Genomic DNA, 18935 nt, shown 5'->3' with positions numbered 1-18935 from the left:
TCCCTAGGCCAGCCATTCATCCAGCTTCTGCTCAAAACAGCTCAGGAAGACCTGGAAGGCTTTCTGGAGCTGGGGCAGGGCTTCGGACAGGGTACTGGTATCATTGACCTTCAGCCGGCCTTCGGCCTCGCGGGCTATCTCGGCCACCTGCATGACACCTACCGTACCAGCGCTGCCTTTGAGCGTATGCAGGTTGCTCTTGACCGTAGGAATATCATCACGATCAAAGGCGCTGATGGCTTCATTGACCAGTTCCGTCGACTCGGATACAAACTCTTCGTAGATGGAACGTACCAGGTCGTCGCCGCCAATATTTTTCAACTGGTCCACGATGGTACGATCCAGCACCGGCAGCGCTATTTCCTGCGCTATCTCCTGCTGTTTATGTCCCAGCTTGCGGTTATTTGCCCCACCAATGACATCCTTTACCTTGCTCACCAGTTGCTGGGCCCGGATGGGTTTGGGTATATAGTCGTCCATTCCCTGGCTCATAAACCGGTCACGGTCCTCTTTCATGGAGTAGGCTGTCATGGCTATAATGGGCGGCAGCCTCTTGCCGAACATTTTCCGGAGCTCACGGGTCGTTTCGACTCCGTCCATATCGGGCATCTGAATATCCATGAACAGGATATCAAAGTAGCCGTCAGGCGTGGCGAATACCTCCTCCACCTTTCTGATGGCTTCAAATCCATCCTCGGCAGTAACTACGTCACAGCCTGCTTTTTTAAGGATTTCGCTGGCTACCTTCCGGTTGACCAGGTTATCATCCACCAGCAGGATACGTGGGTGATACTTACTAAATATATTGTTGAAAGATACTTCATCGTCCTTGTTCCCGACAGAAGCGGGTGAGATACTGGTTTCTTTGGTTTCAAACGTAAACCAGAACATGCTACCTTCTCCCACGTTGGATTCCACACCAATATCTCCGTTCATCAGCTGGCATAGCCGACGGGATATAGCCAGTCCCAGACCGGTACCACCGAACGTCTTCCGGGACGAATTATCCAACTGGGTAAATGAGGTAAAGAGCAGCCTCTGGTCTTCTTCCGAAATACCAATACCCGAGTCATATACCTCTACCTTGATCTTGTGGTGCTTGCCCCGGCTTTCTACCAGGCATACCTTGATACGTACCTCCCCGTTCTCTGTAAATTTCAGGGCGTTGGAAGTCAGGTTGGACAGGATCTGCAGCAGGCGGGTCTGGTCAGCTATGATGTACTTTGGTAGTTCCGGTGCCAGGTGGTAGGTCAAGGTATTGCCTTTGTTACGGGCCGTCTGTCCAAATAGCGCCACCATCTTTTCCAGGAGTTCCGCCAGTGACAGCGGTGCTTCGTGCAGTACCATTTTTCCGGCTTCGATCTTGGACAAGTCCAGGATGTCATTCAGGATGTGGAGCAGCGTTTCGGAAGAGCGTTTGATCGTCAATACATAGTCGCGCTGCTCTTCGTTGAGGCTGGTATTTACCAGCAGGTCTATCATTCCGATCACCCCGTTCATAGGTGTCCGGATTTCGTGGCTCATATTGGCCAGGAAGCCTTCCTTCACTTTCAGTGAGTGCTCGGCCTGCTCCTTAGCCTTGCGCAGCTCCTGCTCGTTTTTCTTCAATTCGGTTATATCACGGGCCAGTGCCGCTATTTCCAGCGGTTTGCCATTCTCATCGGGGAAGAGTAGCATGTTCAGCATAAACTGCCGCTCGGAGCCATCCTTGACCCGCAGGGGTACCTCAAAGTTGCGCAGACTTTTGTCGCGGCGCAGCCGGATCAGGGCCGCGTGGATCAGTTGCGGTTCAATGAAGAATTCGGATATATTGCGCCCCAGTACCTCCTGAGGTGTGTAGCCGGAACGCTTAAATACCGACGGACTTACCATGGTAATCAGTCCCTGGCGATCAATCCGGACGTAGATATCCTGCAGGTTTTCGAAAATACCCCGGAATACCTCCTCGCTCTGTCGCAGGTCTATTTCGGCCTTTTTTCTTCGTGTTATATCGCGGGCTATGCCGGATACCTCCTCTATCAACCCTCCTGTGTATAGAATAGGATTCAGATAAAACTCCAGCCAAAGGTCCCCGCCGCCCCGCTTATCGATTTTAAGCTCGAAGTACTGCGCTTCCCCCCTGAACGCCTGGCGGTAACGGTGCTCAAGGAGGCGGCGGTTTTCGGGTCCCATCATGCGCCAGCCCAGCTTCTCGGTACTTACGTTGAGCGAAGGAGGCATATTCAACTGTGCCTTGATCAGATCAGCGTAGTTACGGTTAAAGGAAGTCAACTGCAGGCTCTTATTGACCGACCAGATCAGGTGGGAGCTACTGTCAAAGATAGCATTGAGGCGGGCCGCGTACTTGGCCAGTTCCTCCTCACTTTGCTTCCGGGCTATAGCCAGCGCTACCTGACCCGATATAAACTCCAGCAGCTCCAGGTCACGGGCATCGTAAGTATTAGGGTTATCGTACGACTTAACCCCAATGATACCCGTCACCCGATCACCAATCCGCAGAGGTACACACAGCAGTACCTTAGGCGTTACCCCGTACAGGTACAGGCTATTGGTGGTAGCCAGCCGCTCGATATCTTCTTCGTACAGGAACAGAGGGCGGTTAGAGGCGATGGCAAATTCGGTCAGACCATTGCCCAGCTTGCGCTTGGTGAAACGCAAGTTGCCCTGGAAGTACTCATCCACATAGTACGGGAACGACAGAAAACTTTTGTGCTGGTCGTAAAGCGCAATAAAGAAGTTTTTAACATCAATGATCTTGCCTAGTTCCTCGTGGATGTTGTGGTACAGGTCGTCCAGATTCTGGGTACTGATGGTCCAGTTGGCAATGCTGTAGTACAGGCTCTGTGCTTTTTCGGCCCGAATCTTTTCGGTAAAGTCGTGCAGAATACAGCGAAAAGCCGTAGGCTTACCATTATCATAGCGGCAGTTGACACTACCCGTCAGGAATATCTTACGACCTTCCTTGCTGACAAATACCGTCTCAAAATCAGGCTTCGAATTACCCTCCTGAATGTACTTTAGCTGCTTCAGGGTCTCCTCCCGGAACTGCGGGTGCAGAATATCCGCAATGGTCATGGAGGCGATTTCCTCCAGGCCATAGCCCAGTACCTCCCGCCAGGCGCGGTTGACAAAGATAAATTTCCCTTCGAGGGTAATGAGCTGGATCAGGTCACTGGTGTTATCCACCAGGTCCTGTAGTTGCGAGTTGGATTTGGATAGCGCTGACTCCATCCGCCGCCGCCGGGTTATATCCTCACCTACTACCGTGATTGTTCCTGGCAAGCTATCCACCTCCTGCATCAGTACTGAGTTGACAGACATGGTGCGCGGGCTACCATTTTGACCCAGCATAGGTATCTCACGGCGCTCTATCTTGGCACCACGGAATATAGCATCTTCCAGCGTATCGCGTACCTCATCCTGATCCGCTTCCGGAATCAGCTTGTCAAACAGGCTGTACCCAACCAGATCAGATTCCAGCCATCCCGTCTTCTTGAGGGTGTACGGACTTACCGACTTAATCACCAGGTCAGGTGTCAGGGTAATCCCGATCAGACGGAGATGCTCGAGGGTACTATGTATGGATTGCCAGTCGGCAAATGATCGTATTGTTTCCATTATTGTCTTTTGAATCCTTAACCTGACTCAGGTTATATTCTTTAGTCGATAAATCTACGAATTTAGGCGTAATTTTAGGCGTTGTTACTGCATTATCAAAACCAGATTCTTTTGAAAGTACGAGCTAAAAAACACCTGGGTCAGCATTTCCTCCGCGACCTCCGCGCCGCGGAGCGTATCGTAGATAGCCTGACCCTGCACAAACAGTATACCCAGGTGCTGGAAATAGGCCCCGGGATGGGGGTACTTACCCAGTACCTCCTGACGCACAAGGAATATACTACCCATGTCATAGAGATTGATAGAGAATCTATCGAATACCTAAATAAGCACTATCCGTCGCTGGAAGATCGCATCATTGGCGGTGATTTCCTGCGGTGGAACAGCCAAACTGTTTTTCAGGAGCCTTTTGCCATTATTGGTAATTTCCCGTACAACATCTCCTCCCAGATTTTCTTCAGGGTGCTGGAGATACGGGACAGGATACCGGAGGTAGTCTGTATGCTGCAGAAAGAAGTAGCCCAGCGTATTGCCTCTCCCCCCTGTAGCAAGGACTATGGTATTCTGAGCGTGCTGCTACAGGCTTTCTACGATATTGAATACCTTTTTACTGTACCTCCGGGAGCTTTTGATCCGCCTCCCAAAGTACAATCGGGCATTATCCGTCTCCGCCGTAACGAAACCACGAATCTGGACTGCAATGAAAAGTTGTTTTTCAGCGTGGTAAAAACAGCCTTCAACCAGCGGCGCAAAACCCTGCGCAACGCACTGAAACCAATGGGAATATTTCCCGACCATCCGCTGCTTGACAAGCGGGCGGAGCAGCTGGGTGTGGCCCAATTTGTTGAGCTGACTCAGCTGATTGGTAGTGCCCAGCCGGGAGAAGATGGCTCCCCCGCTGTTACTAGTGAGTAAGCTTACCTGAGAATAGAGTACTATGACGTTTGAATTGACCAAAGAGTATGTAGAGCACATTCAGAATCTGATCGATAAGCAGGATGCTGCGAGCCTCAGAACTGAAATGGAAGAATTGTATCCTGCCGACGTAACAAGCCTGCTTTATGAACTTGATACGGAACCCGCGCGCTACTTACTCAACCAGCTGGATACCAAAGTCGGAGCCGAAATCCTGGCCGGTTTTGATCCCCACGACCGCCGCGACTTCCTTAAGCACTTTACCTCCGAAGAGATAGCCCGCTACGTCAACTTGTTTGACTCGGACGATGCGGTGGACTTGCTCAACGAGCAGCCTATCCGCATCCGGGAGGAAGTGATAGCCATGCTGGAAGACCGCGAACAGGCCCGCTTTATCCTGGACCTGCTGCACTACGATGAAGACGTAGCCGGTGGTCTGATGCAGAAGGAGCTGGTCAAGGCTAACGTCAACTGGACTGTAAATCAGTGCATCGAAGAGCTGCGCAAGCAGGCCGAAGATGTAGAGAAGGTATATGCCGTGTACGTAGTGGATGATACGGATCGCCTACTGGGAGTACTTTCGCTCAAGCGCATAGTACTGGCCCAGAAGTACACCAAAATCGAAAGCCTGTACGATAAAGACATCATCTTTGTCGAGACCTACCGCCCGGCCGAGGAAGTAGCCGAACTCATGCGGCGCTACGACATGGAATCGCTGCCGGTGGTGAATGTACAGGGACGGCTACTAGGCCGGATTACCATTGATGACGTAGTAGATATTATTACCGAGCAGGCCAGTTCGGACACTATGGCGATGGCGGGTATAACGGGAGAGGTGGAGGAAGATGACACCGTGTGGGAACAAACCCGGGCGCGTCTGCCCTGGCTCCTGGTAGGTATCATGGGGGGAATACTGGCGGCTAAATTTATCAGCTTCTTTGAGGGTGATCTGGTCATAGTACCTGCCATGGCGGCCTTTATTCCCATTATAGGCTCTACGGGAGGTAACGTTGGTATCCAGACCTCCTCCATCATCCTGCAAAGTCTGGCGGATAAGTCCGGATTGGATACGGGGGTGTGGCCCCGTCTGCTCCGGATGTTTACCGTCGCTCTTATCAACGGACTTATTATCAGTGTGATCGTATTCGGGTTTAACTTATTGATAGGCAATCAGGTGCAGCTAGCCATTGTGGTATCGTCGGCACTTATGTCAGTGGTATTCCTAGCCTCTTTTATGGGCACTGTTACGCCTATCCTTTTAGATAAGCTAGGTATTAATCCGGCCGTAGCCTCGGGGCCCTTCATCACCACCGCCAACGACCTGATCGGCTATGGCGTGTACTTTGGCCTGGCCCACCTGCTGTTGGATCTCTAGCTGGTAGCTGTTAGTTATTAGGTGTTAGCTTATAAATTTACTTTAACACTTAAGGGATACTTCACAAGCCAAACGCAAGAAAAAACTCACTACTATCTCAAAATTAGCGGCCTAACGCCTACTAGCTAATACCTAATATCAGACAACCCATGATTGCAGTATTACAACGCGTCACCGAAGCTTCTGTCACTATCGAAGGCACTATACACGGACAAATCGAGACCGGATTTCTGGTGCTGCTGGGTATCACCCATACCGATACCCGGGAAGATGTAGAGTGGCTGGGCAAGAAGATCATAGGTATGCGTGTGTTCTCAGATGAGGGCGGGAAGATGAATCTGGACTTGAAAGCGGTGGGAGGCAACATCCTGCTCATTAGCCAGTTTACCCTCCACGCCAGTACCAAAAAGGGCAACCGCCCCTCATTCATTGAAGCAGCCAAGCCCGAAGTAGCCATTCCCCTCTATGAGCAAATGATCCAATTCCTAAACCAGGAACTTGTCTCCCCCATCCAGACCGGCGAGTTCGGAGCGGATATGAAAGTCAGCCTCCTCAACGACGGTCCCGTTACCATTATCATTGATTCGAAAAATAGGATATAAAAGAGGAGGAAAGCGGCCGCCGCCTTTAGCTTTGGGGATAGTACAAAAGAAAGAATGGTAATACTTTTAAAAGAATACCGACTTAGGTGAACTATGGCCGCCGCTGGATAAGATCCACCCCGCGATTTAGTACCTAAGTCGGTTGATAAGGGCAAGCTTCAAATAGAAATTCAGGCTATAGGCCTATTAGCAAGGTTTTGAAAGTAGCCCTCTCACTTTTGTTTTATCCTTAAAAAGTGAAGTTATGAAATTTTCCTTTTTTATCGGTGTGGACATCAGTAAAAGAACGCTTGATTTCGCTGTTAGAGATGCTTCAAGGCTCTTATTTCACTTAAAAGTAGAGAACACAGCTTCCGGTTTAGCTGTGTTTAAAGCAAAATGTAAAGCCACAGAAGTTGATTTGAGACAAAGCTTGGTGTGCTGTGAGCACACAGGCCTTTACAGTCAGTGCTTACTTAATCTATTAAACAAAGAGTCATGTTCGCTATGGTTAGAATCATCTCTTAGAATTAAGCGCTCGATTGGCTTGCAGCGAGGTAAGAATGATAAAGTAGATGCTATCCGAATTAGTGACTATGCTTTTCGCTACGCTGATAAAGCCCGGCTCTGGCAACCGGAACGAGAGGTATTGCAGCAGTTAAAGCAACTGGTTTCTCTACGAAAAAGACTGCTTCTGGCCAAGAATATGCTCAAAGTACCAGTCGAAGAACTAGCTGCTCTGCCCAACAAGAACATGCAGAAGGCTCTAAAAAAACTTAATAAGGAGCCTGTGAATGCGCTGGAAAAGCAGCTTCTGATATTGGAAAAAAAGATTAGAGGTTTAGTAAAGGACGATGAAGTGCTTCATGAGTTATTTGTCTTAGTTACCTCAGTAGATGGAGTGGGCGAGGCGGCAGCCGCGCTGTAATCTTTTGGGAAATGATTCTGGTAACCAATGAGTTCAAGCTTTTTAGCAACCCTAGAAAGTTCGCCTGTTATGCAGGTGTATCTCCTTTTGAGAATTCTTCAGGAACAAGCCTAAGGGGAAAGGCCAGGGTGAGCCATTATGCTAATAAAAGAATGAAGAAGCTTTTTCATCTGGGTGCCATGGCTGCTATATGCAAAGACGGAGAACTTGCCCACTACTATCAAAGAAAAGTCAAAGAACCGGGCGCCCGGAGGCGGAAAAAGTAAAATGGCTGTATTAAACGCGGTCCGTAACAAGTCGCACCGGCGCCCCGGTCATTCACCGGATCTTTGCGTGCGTTAGAGACCATCGAAAATATGAAAAAAACTATCTCCCGGCTATTGCTTAATCCATAGAAATCGCGGGAGAAAAGCAGGAAAGTATTCTTAATTACGAATTTCGATTTCGGATTGTCGAGTAAGTTATAAATTAAGTAAATCGACATTCTGCAATCGCAACTCGACAATCCCCATTCATTAAATCACTCATTCACCCAATGACCCTAGACGAGGCACAACAACAAGTAGACGACTGGATCAAGACCTACGGCGTCCGGTACTTTTCGGAATTGACTAACATGGCTATCCTGACCGAAGAAGTAGGGGAACTGGCTCGTATTATGGCCCGCACCTACGGCGATCAGTCATTCAAAAAATCAGATCTGGGAAAAGACCTGGGGGACGAAATGGCGGATGTTCTGTGGGTACTGATGTGTCTGGCCAACCAGACCGGCGTCAACCTGACCGAAGCTCTGCAGAAGAATATCGAGAAGAAGACCCAGCGCGATAAAGACCGGCATAAGCAGAACCCGAAGCTTTGAACTTATGTACAAATAGAGCGGGGATGATTGATGGTGTCAATCATCCCCGCTCTATTTGTAGCGATCTGATTACAAACCGTACTTGTCCAGCAGGTACAGCATAGCCGCCATGGAGGCTGCCCCCATCTCAAGCTCCCGCCGGCTTACCGCGTCAAACGTATCCGAAGCCGCATGATGGTAGTCAAAGTAGCGTTGGGAATCAGGTACCAGTCCGATTAGTACAGTGCCCTGCTGCGCCAGCGGACCAATGTCGGCACCTCCCCCACCGGGGCCAATCTCATGCAGGCCATAGGGAGCCAGTAGCGGCTGCCATGCAACAACCTTTGCTTTTTTGGCAGCATCACCAACTACCCCAAATCCGCGGGGTACAAAACCGCCCCGATCAGACTCAATGGCGGCTACGTGCTTTTCATTTTTAGACTTGGCTGAGTCGGCGTAGGTAATTCCCCCTTTCAATCCGTTTTCTTCGTTCATGAACATCACCGCCCGCAGGGTACGCTTAGGCTGGTACCCCAAGGCTTTCAGCAACCGTAGCGCTTCGATAGCCTGTACACAACCGGTGCCGTCGTCGTGTGCTCCTTGTCCCATGTCCCATGAGTCCAGGTGGCCGCCTACAACCAGTATTTCATCAGGATTGGTAGCTCCTTTAAGCTCTCCAAGGACATTATGCGAAGGTGCATCGGGTAGCGTCTCTGGGTTTTGCTGGAAGAAGAACTCAAGGTCAGGGTTTGTCTTAAGCGTCTTGCTCAGGAGCTCCGCACCATTGGTACTAATACCGGCCGTTGGTATCAGAGGTACACCGGTACCATAGCGCATAGCACCCGTATGCGGAAAGTCATCCAGGCGTGGTGTCATCGAACGCACAATGGCTCCTACGGCTCCCAAACGGGCAGCCTCGGTAGCACCATTCCCCCGCTGGTCAACGGCTCCGCTGTATGCTTCAAACGTATTAAGCTTGGTAGGGTCCATGGGGCGATTAAAGAAAACAATCTTCCCCTGTACCTTTTCACGCCCCAGATCACGAAGCTCCTGAAAGTTCTTTACTTCGATGACTCGGGCCTTGATACCTGCCTTTGGTGTAGCAACCGAGCCACCCAGCGCGGCTATAGGTACCTCTGTCTTTTGCTTCCCTACCTGAATATACGCTTTTTCTTTTGCCCCCCGTACCCAGTGAGGTACCATTACATTCTGCAGGAATACGCGGTCAAAGCCCTCCTGCTCCATGACTTGCCGGGTATAGGTTACCGCTTTGGCGGCTCCTTCTGATCCGCTCAGCCGTGGGCCTATCTGCGTAGTCAGGTGACGAAGCCAGTCGTAGGATTTGCCATCGGTCAGAGCCTTATCAAAAAGTTGCCGAATGAATAGGGAATCTTTCTGGTAGTCAGATTGCGCCTGTACACGTACAGACAGCAGGAGTAACGCGAGAAGCGCGAGTTTAGGTTTTAATAACATAGAGGTAGTGTTGCTTTCTAACAAAAATAAAAATCCCGCGCATTGTAGCACGGGGACAACCTGATATTCCTGATATCTTACAAGCATTCATGCTCAAAGCCATATACCTGCATGATGTTTTGAAAAATCTTTCTCAACAAAAAAGCCCCTGAAAGATACCTCTCAGGGGCTTACTATATATCCAAATGCTATTATAGTTCCAGCAGCAGACGGGTTGGATCTTCCAGGAGTTGCTTAACACGTACCAGGAAGCTTACCGAGTCACGTCCATCGATGGTACGGTGATCGTATGACAGAGCCACGTACATGATCGGACGAACTACGATTTCACCGTTCACTACAACCGCACGCTCCACGATATTGTGCATACCCAGGATGGCCGACTGTGGTGCGTTGATGATAGGCGTAGACAGCATAGAACCGAAGATACCACCGTTGGTGATGGTAAAGGTTCCACCGGTCATTTCATCCATACCCAGCTTGCCATCACGGGCACGGACAGCCAGACGAATGATTTCTTTTTCAATAGCGGCAAATGACAAGGTTTCAGCATTGCGGATAACCGGTACTACTAGGCCGCGTGGCGTAGAAACCGCGATAGAAACATCACAGTGGTCGTTGTATACAATATCGTCACCGTCGATGTAAGCATTCACAACAGGGAAATCCTGAAGGGCTACACAAACAGCTTTGGTGAAGAACGACATGAATCCAAGACCTACTTCGTGCTTCTCCTTGAACTTGTCCTTGAACTTGGAACGCAGGTCCATGATTGGCTTCATATCTACCTCGTTGAAGGTAGTAAGCATGGCCGTCTCATTCTTCACAGATACCAGACGACGGGCAATGGTACGACGCAGCGAAGACATTTTCTCACGACGCTGACCACGTTCACCCGATACAGCAGGAGCCTGCGACTGTGCCGGAGCGGCTGCCTTAGCAGGCTCAGCGGCAGGTTTAGACTGCGACTTCTCGGCCTTCAGAGCGTCTTCCTTTGTGACGCGTCCGCCGGTACCGGTACCATTTACTTCTTTAGGATCGATGCCTTTTTCGGCCAGAATCTTAGCAGCTACCGGAGACACATGTCCGGCACCAAAGCTTTTCTCATCTTCCTGCTGAGCGGCTGGAGCTGGTGCAGCCGGGGCTGACGCCGGAGCGGCAGCGGCGGCACCTTCACCTACCTCGATGCGGCAGATTACCGCGCCGATAGCCAGGGTTTCGCCTTCACCCGCAACGATACGCAGTGTACCCGCTGCTTCGGCTGGTAGTTCGAAGGTAGCTTTGTCCGACTCGAGTTCGCACAGAACTTCGTCCAGTGTTACACGGTCGCCATCCTTCTTCACCCAGCTGGCTATGGTCACTTCGGTAATAGACTCCCCTACCGTAGGTACTTTCATCTCAACTACCTTAGCCTCCTGAGTAGCGGTAGCAGCAGCCGGCTTTGCCTCGGGCTGTGCCGGTCTGTCGCCGTATCCTGCTGCGGCAGTGGTAGCGGCAGCTTCGGCGGCTACAGAACTACCATTGCCTTGAGCGGCACCGTCGCCTGACTTATCAATCGTTGCGATCAGATCACCAATAGAGAGGGTATCACCTTCCTTGGCTTTAATATGTAGTATACCTTCTGCCTCGGCAGTCAGTTCAAAGGTTGCCTTATCAGAGTCCAGTCCGCAGATGACTTCATCCATTTTTACAAAGTCTCCTTCGTTTTTGAACCAGGTTCCGATAGTGACTTCGGTGATGGACTCCCCTACGGGTGGTACTTTTATTTCTATTTCAGCCATATTATCAACTTTCTTATGAAGATTAAGCGGTTAATATATACACGTTTGGAAATTATTCAAATGCCCGGCGGATGATCTCGGCCTGCTCCTGAGCGTGGATCTTGGCAAAGCCGGTTGAAGGCGAAGCACTCGAACGACGAGCAATAACCTCCAATGGCTGCTCAGAATACATACGCAGCATGAAGGTCCAGCCACCCATGTTGAACGGTTCTTCCTGCACCCAGTACACTTTTGCTTTCTTGTACTGTGCTATATGCGCGTCCAGTTGGGTTTTCGGGAAAGGATGCATCTGCTCTACCCGAATGATGGCTACATCATCACGCTTATCTGCCTGCTGTTTTTCCAACAACTCATAATATATCTTACCAGTACACAGCAGTACCTTCTTCACTTTTTTGGGATCGGCATAAGGGTCACCAATTGTTTCCTGGAACCGTCCGGTGGCCAGTTCATCCAGCGACGACACGCACAGCGGATGGCGCAGCATTGACTTAGGCGACATCACGATCAGAGGCTTCCGGAACGGGAAGGTCAACTGACGGCGCATCATGTGGAAGAAGTTGGCCGGTGTAGTTACGTTGGCTACAATGATGTTATTATTGGCCGATAGCTGCAGGTAGCGCTCAGGGCGAGCATTGGAGTGCTCAGGGCCCTGGCCCTCGTACCCGTGAGGCAGCAGCATGACCAATCCACACCAACGATCCCACTTGGTTTCGCTGGATGTAATAAACTGGTCAATCATGACCTGGGCTCCGTTGGCGAAATCACCAAACTGAGCTTCCCATATTACCAGCGCGTTGGGGTTAGCCATGGAGTAACCAAACTCGAATCCAAGTACTCCGTACTCTGAAAGCAGAGAGTTATAGATCATAAAGCTTCCCTGCTCATCCTGAATGTGATCCAGGTTGCTGTATGCTTCGTTGGTCTTGGCGTCGCGTAGTACGGCATGCCGGTGCGAGAAAGTACCCCGCTGTACGTCCTGTCCGCTTAATCGAACTACTTTACCTTCGGCCAGTATAGAACCGTACGCCAGTAGCTCGGCCGTAGCCCAGTTGACCCGCTTGGTATCAAAGATCATCTGTTTCCGATCCTTGAGCAGCTTATCAATCTGCTTCAGGGTAGTGAACCCTTCGGGAACATTTACTAAAGCCTGGCCTATTTTCTCAAGTACTTCGAGAGGAACACCTGTTTCGGGCGACTTCTCAAAATCCTCCGCAGTAGCATACCTGAGGTTACGCCATTCCTGCTCCAGTTTTGGCATCGCGTAAGGCAGTGATTTCTGCTTTACCATATCAAGACGCTCCTGCAGGAGCCCCTTAAACTCTCTATCCATATTGGCAGCCAGCTCAGCATCCACATCGCCCCGCTCTACCAGCACTTTCTGATAGATCTCGCGTGGGTTCTGGTGGTTTTCGATGTAGCTGTAGAGTACCGGCTGGGTAAACTTAGGCTCGTCTGACTCGTTATGACCGTGACGACGGTAACATACCATGTCAATAAAGATATCCTTATTGAACTTCTGACGATACTCCACCGCCAGTCGCATACAGAATACTACTGCCTCCGGATCATCACCGTTGACGTGCAGTACAGGAGCATCCACGATCTTGGCGATATCGGTACTGTATATACTCGAGCGGGCATCTTCGAAGTCAGTCGTAAAACCAACCTGATTATTAATAACAAAGTGAATGGTACCTCCGGTACAGTAGCCATCAAGACCTGACATCTGCGTTACTTCGTACACAATACCCTGTCCGGCTACGGCGGCATCCCCATGGATAAGTACAGGTAGCACACGATCATAGTCGCTGTTGTACATACCATCAGCGCGGGCACGGATAAAACCTTCCACGACGGGGTTTACGGCCTCGAGGTGCGAAGGGTTAGGAGCCAGCTTGAGGTACATCTGTTGTCCGGAAGTAGTTTCGATCTGGCTCGAGAAGCCCATGTGGTACTTCACGTCCCCATCACCCCATACCTGGTCGGGCAGGTTACCTTCAAATTCATTGAAGATCTGCTCGTAGGTCTTGCGCATGATGTTAGCCAGCACGTTCAGACGACCGCGGTGGGCCATACCGATCATTACTTCCTGTACGCCCATCTCACTGGCCTTATTAATCATGGCATCCAACGCGGGGATGGTGGTTTCGCCACCTTCCAGCGAGAATCGCTTCTGACCCAGGTACTTGGTATGGAGGAAGTTTTCAAATACTACGGCCTCATTGAGTTTCGACAGGATGTGCTTTTTCTCATCTATCGAAAAATTCATATTCAGCGCCTCTTTCTCGATCTTCTCGCGGAGCCAGTGTTTCTGCTCGCGGTCACGAATGTAGAGGTACTCGAATCCTATATTGCCGGTATAGATTTTCTTAAGGGCATCTACGATCTCCCGCAGCTTGGCCGGACGACCGAATACTTCAACTCCTGCTTCGAAGACCTGATCCAGGTCTGCTTCGGTCAGGTTGAAATCAGTCAGGTTAAGCATGGGCTTGCGATCCAGCCGCGGACGGATAGGATTGGTCGTAGCCAGCAGGTGACCGCGTGAGCGATATCCTCTGATCAGGTGTACGACTTCCATTTCCTTCCGAATCTGGGCAGGATCTGCTTTACCAGTGGTAGTTGCCTCTTTTGAAGCGACTCCATTGGCATGCCCGTTGACCGGATATTTCAATGAAAACTCGAAGCCTTCGAAAAATTTACGCCATCCCTCATCTACGGAGGAAGGGTCTTGCTTGTAGGAATTGTACAATTCCTCTATGTAAGCACCGTGTGAATTAGCTATATATGAATATTTATCCATCACAAATGTGATTTTTCTTTTGCGGGGCAAAGTTACGAGATGTTATCTAAACAAAACACAAAAAAAACTCCTTTTTACGGGATACATAACCAATTATCCTTTTGCCATTGTGCTGACTTAGTTCCGATGAAAACCAGATGGATTGGGCACAAACTTTAGCATAAGTTCATGCATACCTGCGGGCGCTGTGCTGGATGTCAAACTTCCCCTTTCTATTGCCTTCGAATTAAACATGTATCCTACTCTTACATTATTGGAAACCTGCGCCTCGGCAGAAAGTTGTAAATAATTTTGAATGGCGGTACGAAAAGAAGCACCCAGACCAATCTTTTCGTAGAACCAGGCACGCGCTCCGACATCTACCCGGAGACGGCTGCCGCTTTCCTGCACTACCAGTACCTGAGGTAGTACCATCACGTCAGCGGACAAGTCGTACTGACCACCTGCCAGCAGATAAAGAGGACGCCGGTACACAGAGGTAAACTGCCGGCTACCGTAGCCCTGGTCCAGTAACTCGGGCTTGGAGATACCCGCATAAAATCGGTCACTACGCAGCCAAAGCCCTACCCCAAAGCTTCCCAGAGCCCGGTTGACCGAGGTATTAGATGAAAAATCATAGACAGGCAGCACGTTTACTCCTCCCTGTACTCCCAGCGAAACCTTCATCGTACCGCTTGCCGCCAGGTGGTAGGCTACGGAGCCGTAAGCTCCCGTAGTACCATACACGCTCATGCGGTCGTTCAGTGCCTGCAGACCTATTCCTATCTTTCCATTGGCCAGCATGCCGTCGGTAGCGAAGGTCTGAGTAATGGGCGAATTGGGCAGGAAGAACCAGCGGCGCCGGAGTATGACCGTCATATTGAAATCTTCACGTACTCCCGTAAATGCCGGATTGATAGCCATGGGGTTTTGCTGATACTGCTCGTAAAGTACTTCCCGCTGCGCCAGTGACCAGGTCGCCGACCCCATTAGTAGCAGCATCGCCCAGCCTGCTCTGGAAGCAGCTTTCGTAAATCTATTTATCATTCCTCTGAAATTTGCTTCAAGTGTAGTCATCCTTTTGGTACAAAACAAAAAAGGGCGGGAGAAAACCGCTCCTGCCCTTTTGCCTGCCATACGTAACTATTGCAAGTCCAGTATCTTAATTTCGGTACGTCGATTTTGCTGATATTCCTGATCGGTACAGTCTACTCCGTCTTTACAATGATTCACCGGTCGGCTCTCTCCGTACCCCCGGGCATCTATTCGCTGGGAGGCGATACCTTTTGAAGTCAGGTATAGTTTGGCCGTACGCGCTCTGCGTTGTGACAGCGCCTTATTATAAAGGGCAGAAGCGCGGTTATCAGTGTGGGAACAAAGCTCTATTTTCATTTCCGGGTATTTCTTCATGGCGCTCACCAGCTTATCCAGTTCCAGTTTGGCCTCGGCCCGTAGTCCCCACTTATCCAGATCATAGTAGATATTATCTACCTGTACTACATCGCCTTTTTCAAACATCATGATATTGATCTCGGTCGTCTGGTCCGGCGAGAAGTTCAGCACCTTCTTCCCGAACGTTCCGTATTCACCATATACCGCATCCATGGTGTAGTTACGACCCGTGACAGCGTCAAATGTATAGGTACCATCCGGCCCGGTTTCAGTTTCCTGTACTACCCCGTCCAGATCGTCACGACGCGATACGAGTACGTCGGCCAGGGGCTTGTTTTTATGGGATAGTACTTTGCCCTTCATCATTACTATAGGACCAGCAGGCCTGCTGACCAGATCACGGACAAGTGGTATCTCAATCCTGGTGGATCGTATATCATCATACGCATTGACTGCAAACCCGAGGGTGTTACTGCCGTACCCCTGGTGGTTGGCTACGAAGGTAAATTCATTCTCCGCTTCCAGGCACAGTACCAGATTGCCAGTACTATCCGTCCTGAGCTGACGCGCGTCTCCTCCCCTTTTATTTACAACCTGGACCAGAGCCTTTGACAAAGGCTTCCTTGTAATAGCGTCAAAGACACTTACCGTCAGATCGCGGCAGGCATAGAGGGGGCCTTCTCTCAGGAAGCTGAAAATATCATCGTCGCTACCGCCATTACGACGGTTGCTACTAAAGTATCCCTTGGACCGCTCCCCGTCGGTAATGATACCAAAGTCGTCCTTACTAGAGTTGATAGGCGTTCCCAGGTTCAGACTCTTTTTAGCTTTATAGGGAGTTTCCATAACAGCGACAAACAAATCCAGATCACCCAGCCCCGGCCAACCGTCCGATGCGAAGTAGAGACTACCCTGATTATCTACAAAAGGAAACATCTCATTCCCCTTCGTATTTACTTCAGGGCCCATGTTTTTAGGCTCAGACCAGGTACCATTCCTGAACTCGGATACGTATATATCAGTACCTCCTAGTCCGCCCGGCTTATCTGAGACAAAGTACAGGATGGTGTTATCGGCATTCAGAGCAGGGTGACCAGTAGAGTACTCATCGCTATTGAAGGGTAACTCCTGAACCTTCGTCCAGCTTCCCCACTTAGATTCCGCAGTATAGAGTTTTAGCTTATTGATTCCATCTTTGCTTTCGCGGTACTTTCCATTGTTATAGTTGTTGCGCGTAAATATCACCCGGTTGCCATCCTTATAAAAGGTAGCCGGTCCCTCGTGGTACTTCGTGTTAATATTCTTCCCAAACCGCTCCGACTCGATCCGTGGACTTTCGGCATAGCCGGGGCTGGTATTGTAGCTGCTCCCGGCGTAGAAGCCTACTGTTCTTGTATCGTTGGCCGTTACGGCTGTGTAGGCGTCCCGGCCCAGTATTCCTCTTTTTTTTCGTCGCTGCAGTATCCTGGAATTAATGGAGCTACTGAGCGAAGACGAGGGGCGCTTCCGGAGTTCGTTCAGGTCATCGAGGTAGTATAAGTCCAGAAAGGGTGTTTCGTTCCAGTTGAATACCCGCCGGATGCTCATAGTTTTCTTACGCCCCGTGACGAATACCATTCCTTCCTTAAAATAGATGGGGCTGAATTCGGCTTCCGAACTATTAATATCCAGCAGATCTACCCGATAGGAGGAGGTGTTCCTGGTCATGGCTTCAGCATTTATAGCCAGGTTAGAGAAGCTCTTGCCCCGGTTATCCGCCTCCTCCAGGGCTGCGTATTTTCCGTATACCTCCTGGGCCTCCTTGTACTTTCCGTTACTGGCCAGGGCCTGCGCGTAGTACAGGTAGCACGGATAGTACTCCCTGGGAAGACTACTATACGAATGCACAATATCACCAAAGGCACGTTCGGCATTATTAGTGTCCTTAAGCTGGCGGTAGCTGTACCCAAGCTTAGCCTTGACTGATAACGTCTGCCCGGTGGTGAGGCCAGCCCCTTTGAGTGTTTGCTCGTAGAGGTTAGCTGCCTTCAGGTAGGCCAGCGATTCAAACTCGCGATCAGCTTGCTGTAATAAGGCCTGCCCGAAAGCAGTACAAAGAGGGTAAAAGAGTATAAACAGAAGTAGGGTAATGTACCGGAACATGTACAAGTCAATGAAGAGGGGTGTTCATAAAAAAAAGGTATATCCTCTCCAGAAAACTCATCAAGTGACAGGGAGAATATACCTTTGGGTACTTTGGGCAATCAGGGGCGTTAGAAGTAGCGCGGAGTCAGGATCTTGCTCTTGCTGAAACCAAACTCATAGCGAAGCATTACTTCGTGGCTACCGGAGTTGATGCTCAGGTTAGATTGTTTGAGTCCGTTAAGCATCATATCGTAAGCATATCCGATCCGGAACTGATCCGTAAGCTGCACCTCCAGCATCCCTACTACGGCATCACTGGTATACATCTCGGCGCTGTTCTGAAGGGTACTGTACTGGTTGCGACGGTACGAGGTACCTACTGCCAGACGGTCGTTGATCCACAGGTTGAGGTTTCCGTCAAATCCGAGCGGAGCGCCGTTGGCGTACTTCACCAGCATCGATGGCTTTAACTTCAGAGAGTTGCTCAGCCCCACCACAAAGCCAGCCATCATGTAGGCATGTCGCCGCTGCTTCGCCCGGTGCTCCCCTGAATCATAGTCAGTCAGATTGTTGACGATCAGCTGGGGTACCGACACACCAAAGTACGACTTGTCGTTGCTTACATATATACCGGTTCCAAAGTTGGGAAGTATCTTGGATACATTGGTAGCAAAGGCCGGGTCAACGGTTCCGCCAGGGTTAAGCCGCGCTTCAGCCAGGTCCCACCTGAAGCTAATGGCTCCGGCCTGTAGGCCCAGACCCAACGTAGAGCGCTCACCTACCTTGATACGAAACGCATAGGTTGCAAACACTCCGGTTTCGTTCTGCAGACCGATCTGGTCGTTGTACACCTGCAGGCCAAGCCCTACCCGCTCCTTATTGACAGGAGCATCCAGCGTAAAGGTCATGGTTTTGGGGGCACCGTCAACATTCACCCACTGGTTGCGGTAGAGTCCAGTGGCACTCAGTACATCACGGCTACCCGCATAGGCCGGGTTAAGCGCCATCATGTTAAACATGTACTGCGAGTACATCTTGTCCTGCTGAGCCAGCACTTCGGTACTGCCGACCCCAAGGGCCAGCAGTACCATCATTGTCATTTTTTTGATTCGGGCGTACTGTAACATC

At 50.3% G+C, this 18935-nt stretch carries 13 protein-coding genes; 6 read left to right on the top strand and 7 right to left on the bottom strand.

Features of this window, described 5'->3' with window-relative positions; translation table 11 throughout:
* Positions 1-3: 3 nt before the first annotated feature.
* Complete coding sequence (locus tag JUB14_RS08405) at positions 4-3618, bottom strand: PAS domain S-box protein (protein ID WP_207505414.1); 3615 nt, start codon at positions 3616-3618, stop codon at positions 4-6.
* Between the two features lie 111 nt (positions 3619-3729).
* Between JUB14_RS08405 and rsmA the strand changes: the two genes are divergently transcribed.
* From rsmA to JUB14_RS08375, 6 genes are all read left to right on the top strand, one after another.
* A complete protein-coding gene (rsmA, locus tag JUB14_RS08400; protein WP_229367588.1) occupies positions 3730-4533 on the top strand; it encodes a 16S rRNA (adenine(1518)-N(6)/adenine(1519)-N(6))-dimethyltransferase RsmA in 804 nt (267 codons plus the stop codon).
* A gap of 22 nt (positions 4534-4555) precedes the next feature.
* On the top strand, positions 4556-5908 hold the full coding sequence (gene mgtE, locus JUB14_RS08395) for a magnesium transporter (RefSeq protein ID WP_207505413.1): 1353 nt from the start codon (positions 4556-4558) through the stop codon (positions 5906-5908).
* 149 nt (positions 5909-6057) lie between these two features.
* The gene (dtd, locus tag JUB14_RS08390; RefSeq protein ID WP_207505412.1) at positions 6058-6510 is read left to right on the top strand and encodes a D-aminoacyl-tRNA deacylase; all 453 of its coding nucleotides are present in this window, start codon (positions 6058-6060) and stop codon (positions 6508-6510) included.
* 244 nt (positions 6511-6754) lie between these two features.
* Positions 6755-7417 (top strand): IS110 family transposase, encoded by a 663-nt coding sequence (locus JUB14_RS08385; protein ID WP_207505411.1) that lies wholly within the window; start codon positions 6755-6757, stop codon positions 7415-7417.
* An 11-nt stretch (positions 7418-7428) separates the two neighbouring features.
* Positions 7429-7683, top strand: a complete 255-nt coding sequence (locus tag JUB14_RS28085) for a transposase (protein WP_207505410.1) — start codon at positions 7429-7431, stop codon at positions 7681-7683.
* 269 nt (positions 7684-7952) lie between these two features.
* Positions 7953-8276: a nucleotide pyrophosphohydrolase gene (locus JUB14_RS08375; RefSeq protein WP_207505409.1), complete on the top strand. Its 324-nt coding sequence runs from the start codon at positions 7953-7955 to the stop codon at positions 8274-8276.
* A 69-nt stretch (positions 8277-8345) separates the two neighbouring features.
* Here the strand turns inward: JUB14_RS08375 and JUB14_RS08370 are convergent, their stop codons facing one another.
* The 6 genes from JUB14_RS08370 to JUB14_RS08345 all read right to left on the bottom strand — a co-directional run bounded on the left by JUB14_RS08370 (position 8346) and on the right by JUB14_RS08345 (position 18934).
* Positions 8346-9728, bottom strand: a complete 1383-nt coding sequence (locus JUB14_RS08370; protein WP_207505408.1) for a M20/M25/M40 family metallo-hydrolase — start codon at positions 9726-9728, stop codon at positions 8346-8348.
* A gap of 191 nt (positions 9729-9919) precedes the next feature.
* Entirely contained in the window at positions 9920-11509 is a 1590-nt protein-coding gene (gene odhB, locus JUB14_RS08365; RefSeq protein WP_207505407.1) for a 2-oxoglutarate dehydrogenase complex dihydrolipoyllysine-residue succinyltransferase, read from the bottom strand.
* Between the two features lie 52 nt (positions 11510-11561).
* Positions 11562-14312 carry a 2-oxoglutarate dehydrogenase E1 component gene (locus tag JUB14_RS08360; RefSeq protein WP_207505406.1) on the bottom strand — a complete coding sequence of 917 codons (2751 nt, stop codon included), beginning with the start codon at positions 14310-14312 and terminating at the stop codon, positions 11562-11564.
* A 117-nt stretch (positions 14313-14429) separates the two neighbouring features.
* Complete coding sequence (locus JUB14_RS08355; RefSeq protein ID WP_207505405.1) at positions 14430-15338, bottom strand: PorP/SprF family type IX secretion system membrane protein; 909 nt, start codon at positions 15336-15338, stop codon at positions 14430-14432.
* A gap of 96 nt (positions 15339-15434) precedes the next feature.
* Positions 15435-17825, bottom strand: coding sequence for a carboxypeptidase regulatory-like domain-containing protein (locus JUB14_RS08350; protein WP_207505404.1), 2391 nt, complete (start codon positions 17823-17825; stop codon positions 15435-15437).
* A 110-nt stretch (positions 17826-17935) separates the two neighbouring features.
* Positions 17936-18934 carry a PorP/SprF family type IX secretion system membrane protein gene (locus JUB14_RS08345; RefSeq protein WP_207505403.1) on the bottom strand — a complete coding sequence of 333 codons (999 nt, stop codon included), beginning with the start codon at positions 18932-18934 and terminating at the stop codon, positions 17936-17938.
* Between the last annotated feature and the right edge of the window lies 1 nt (position 18935).

Source organism: Telluribacter humicola (assembly GCF_017355935.1).
Lineage (GTDB): Bacteria > Bacteroidota > Bacteroidia > Cytophagales > Spirosomataceae > Telluribacter > Telluribacter humicola.
The sequence above is the reverse complement of the archived record's forward strand: the minus strand, read 5'-3'. Positions and strand labels throughout refer to the sequence as shown.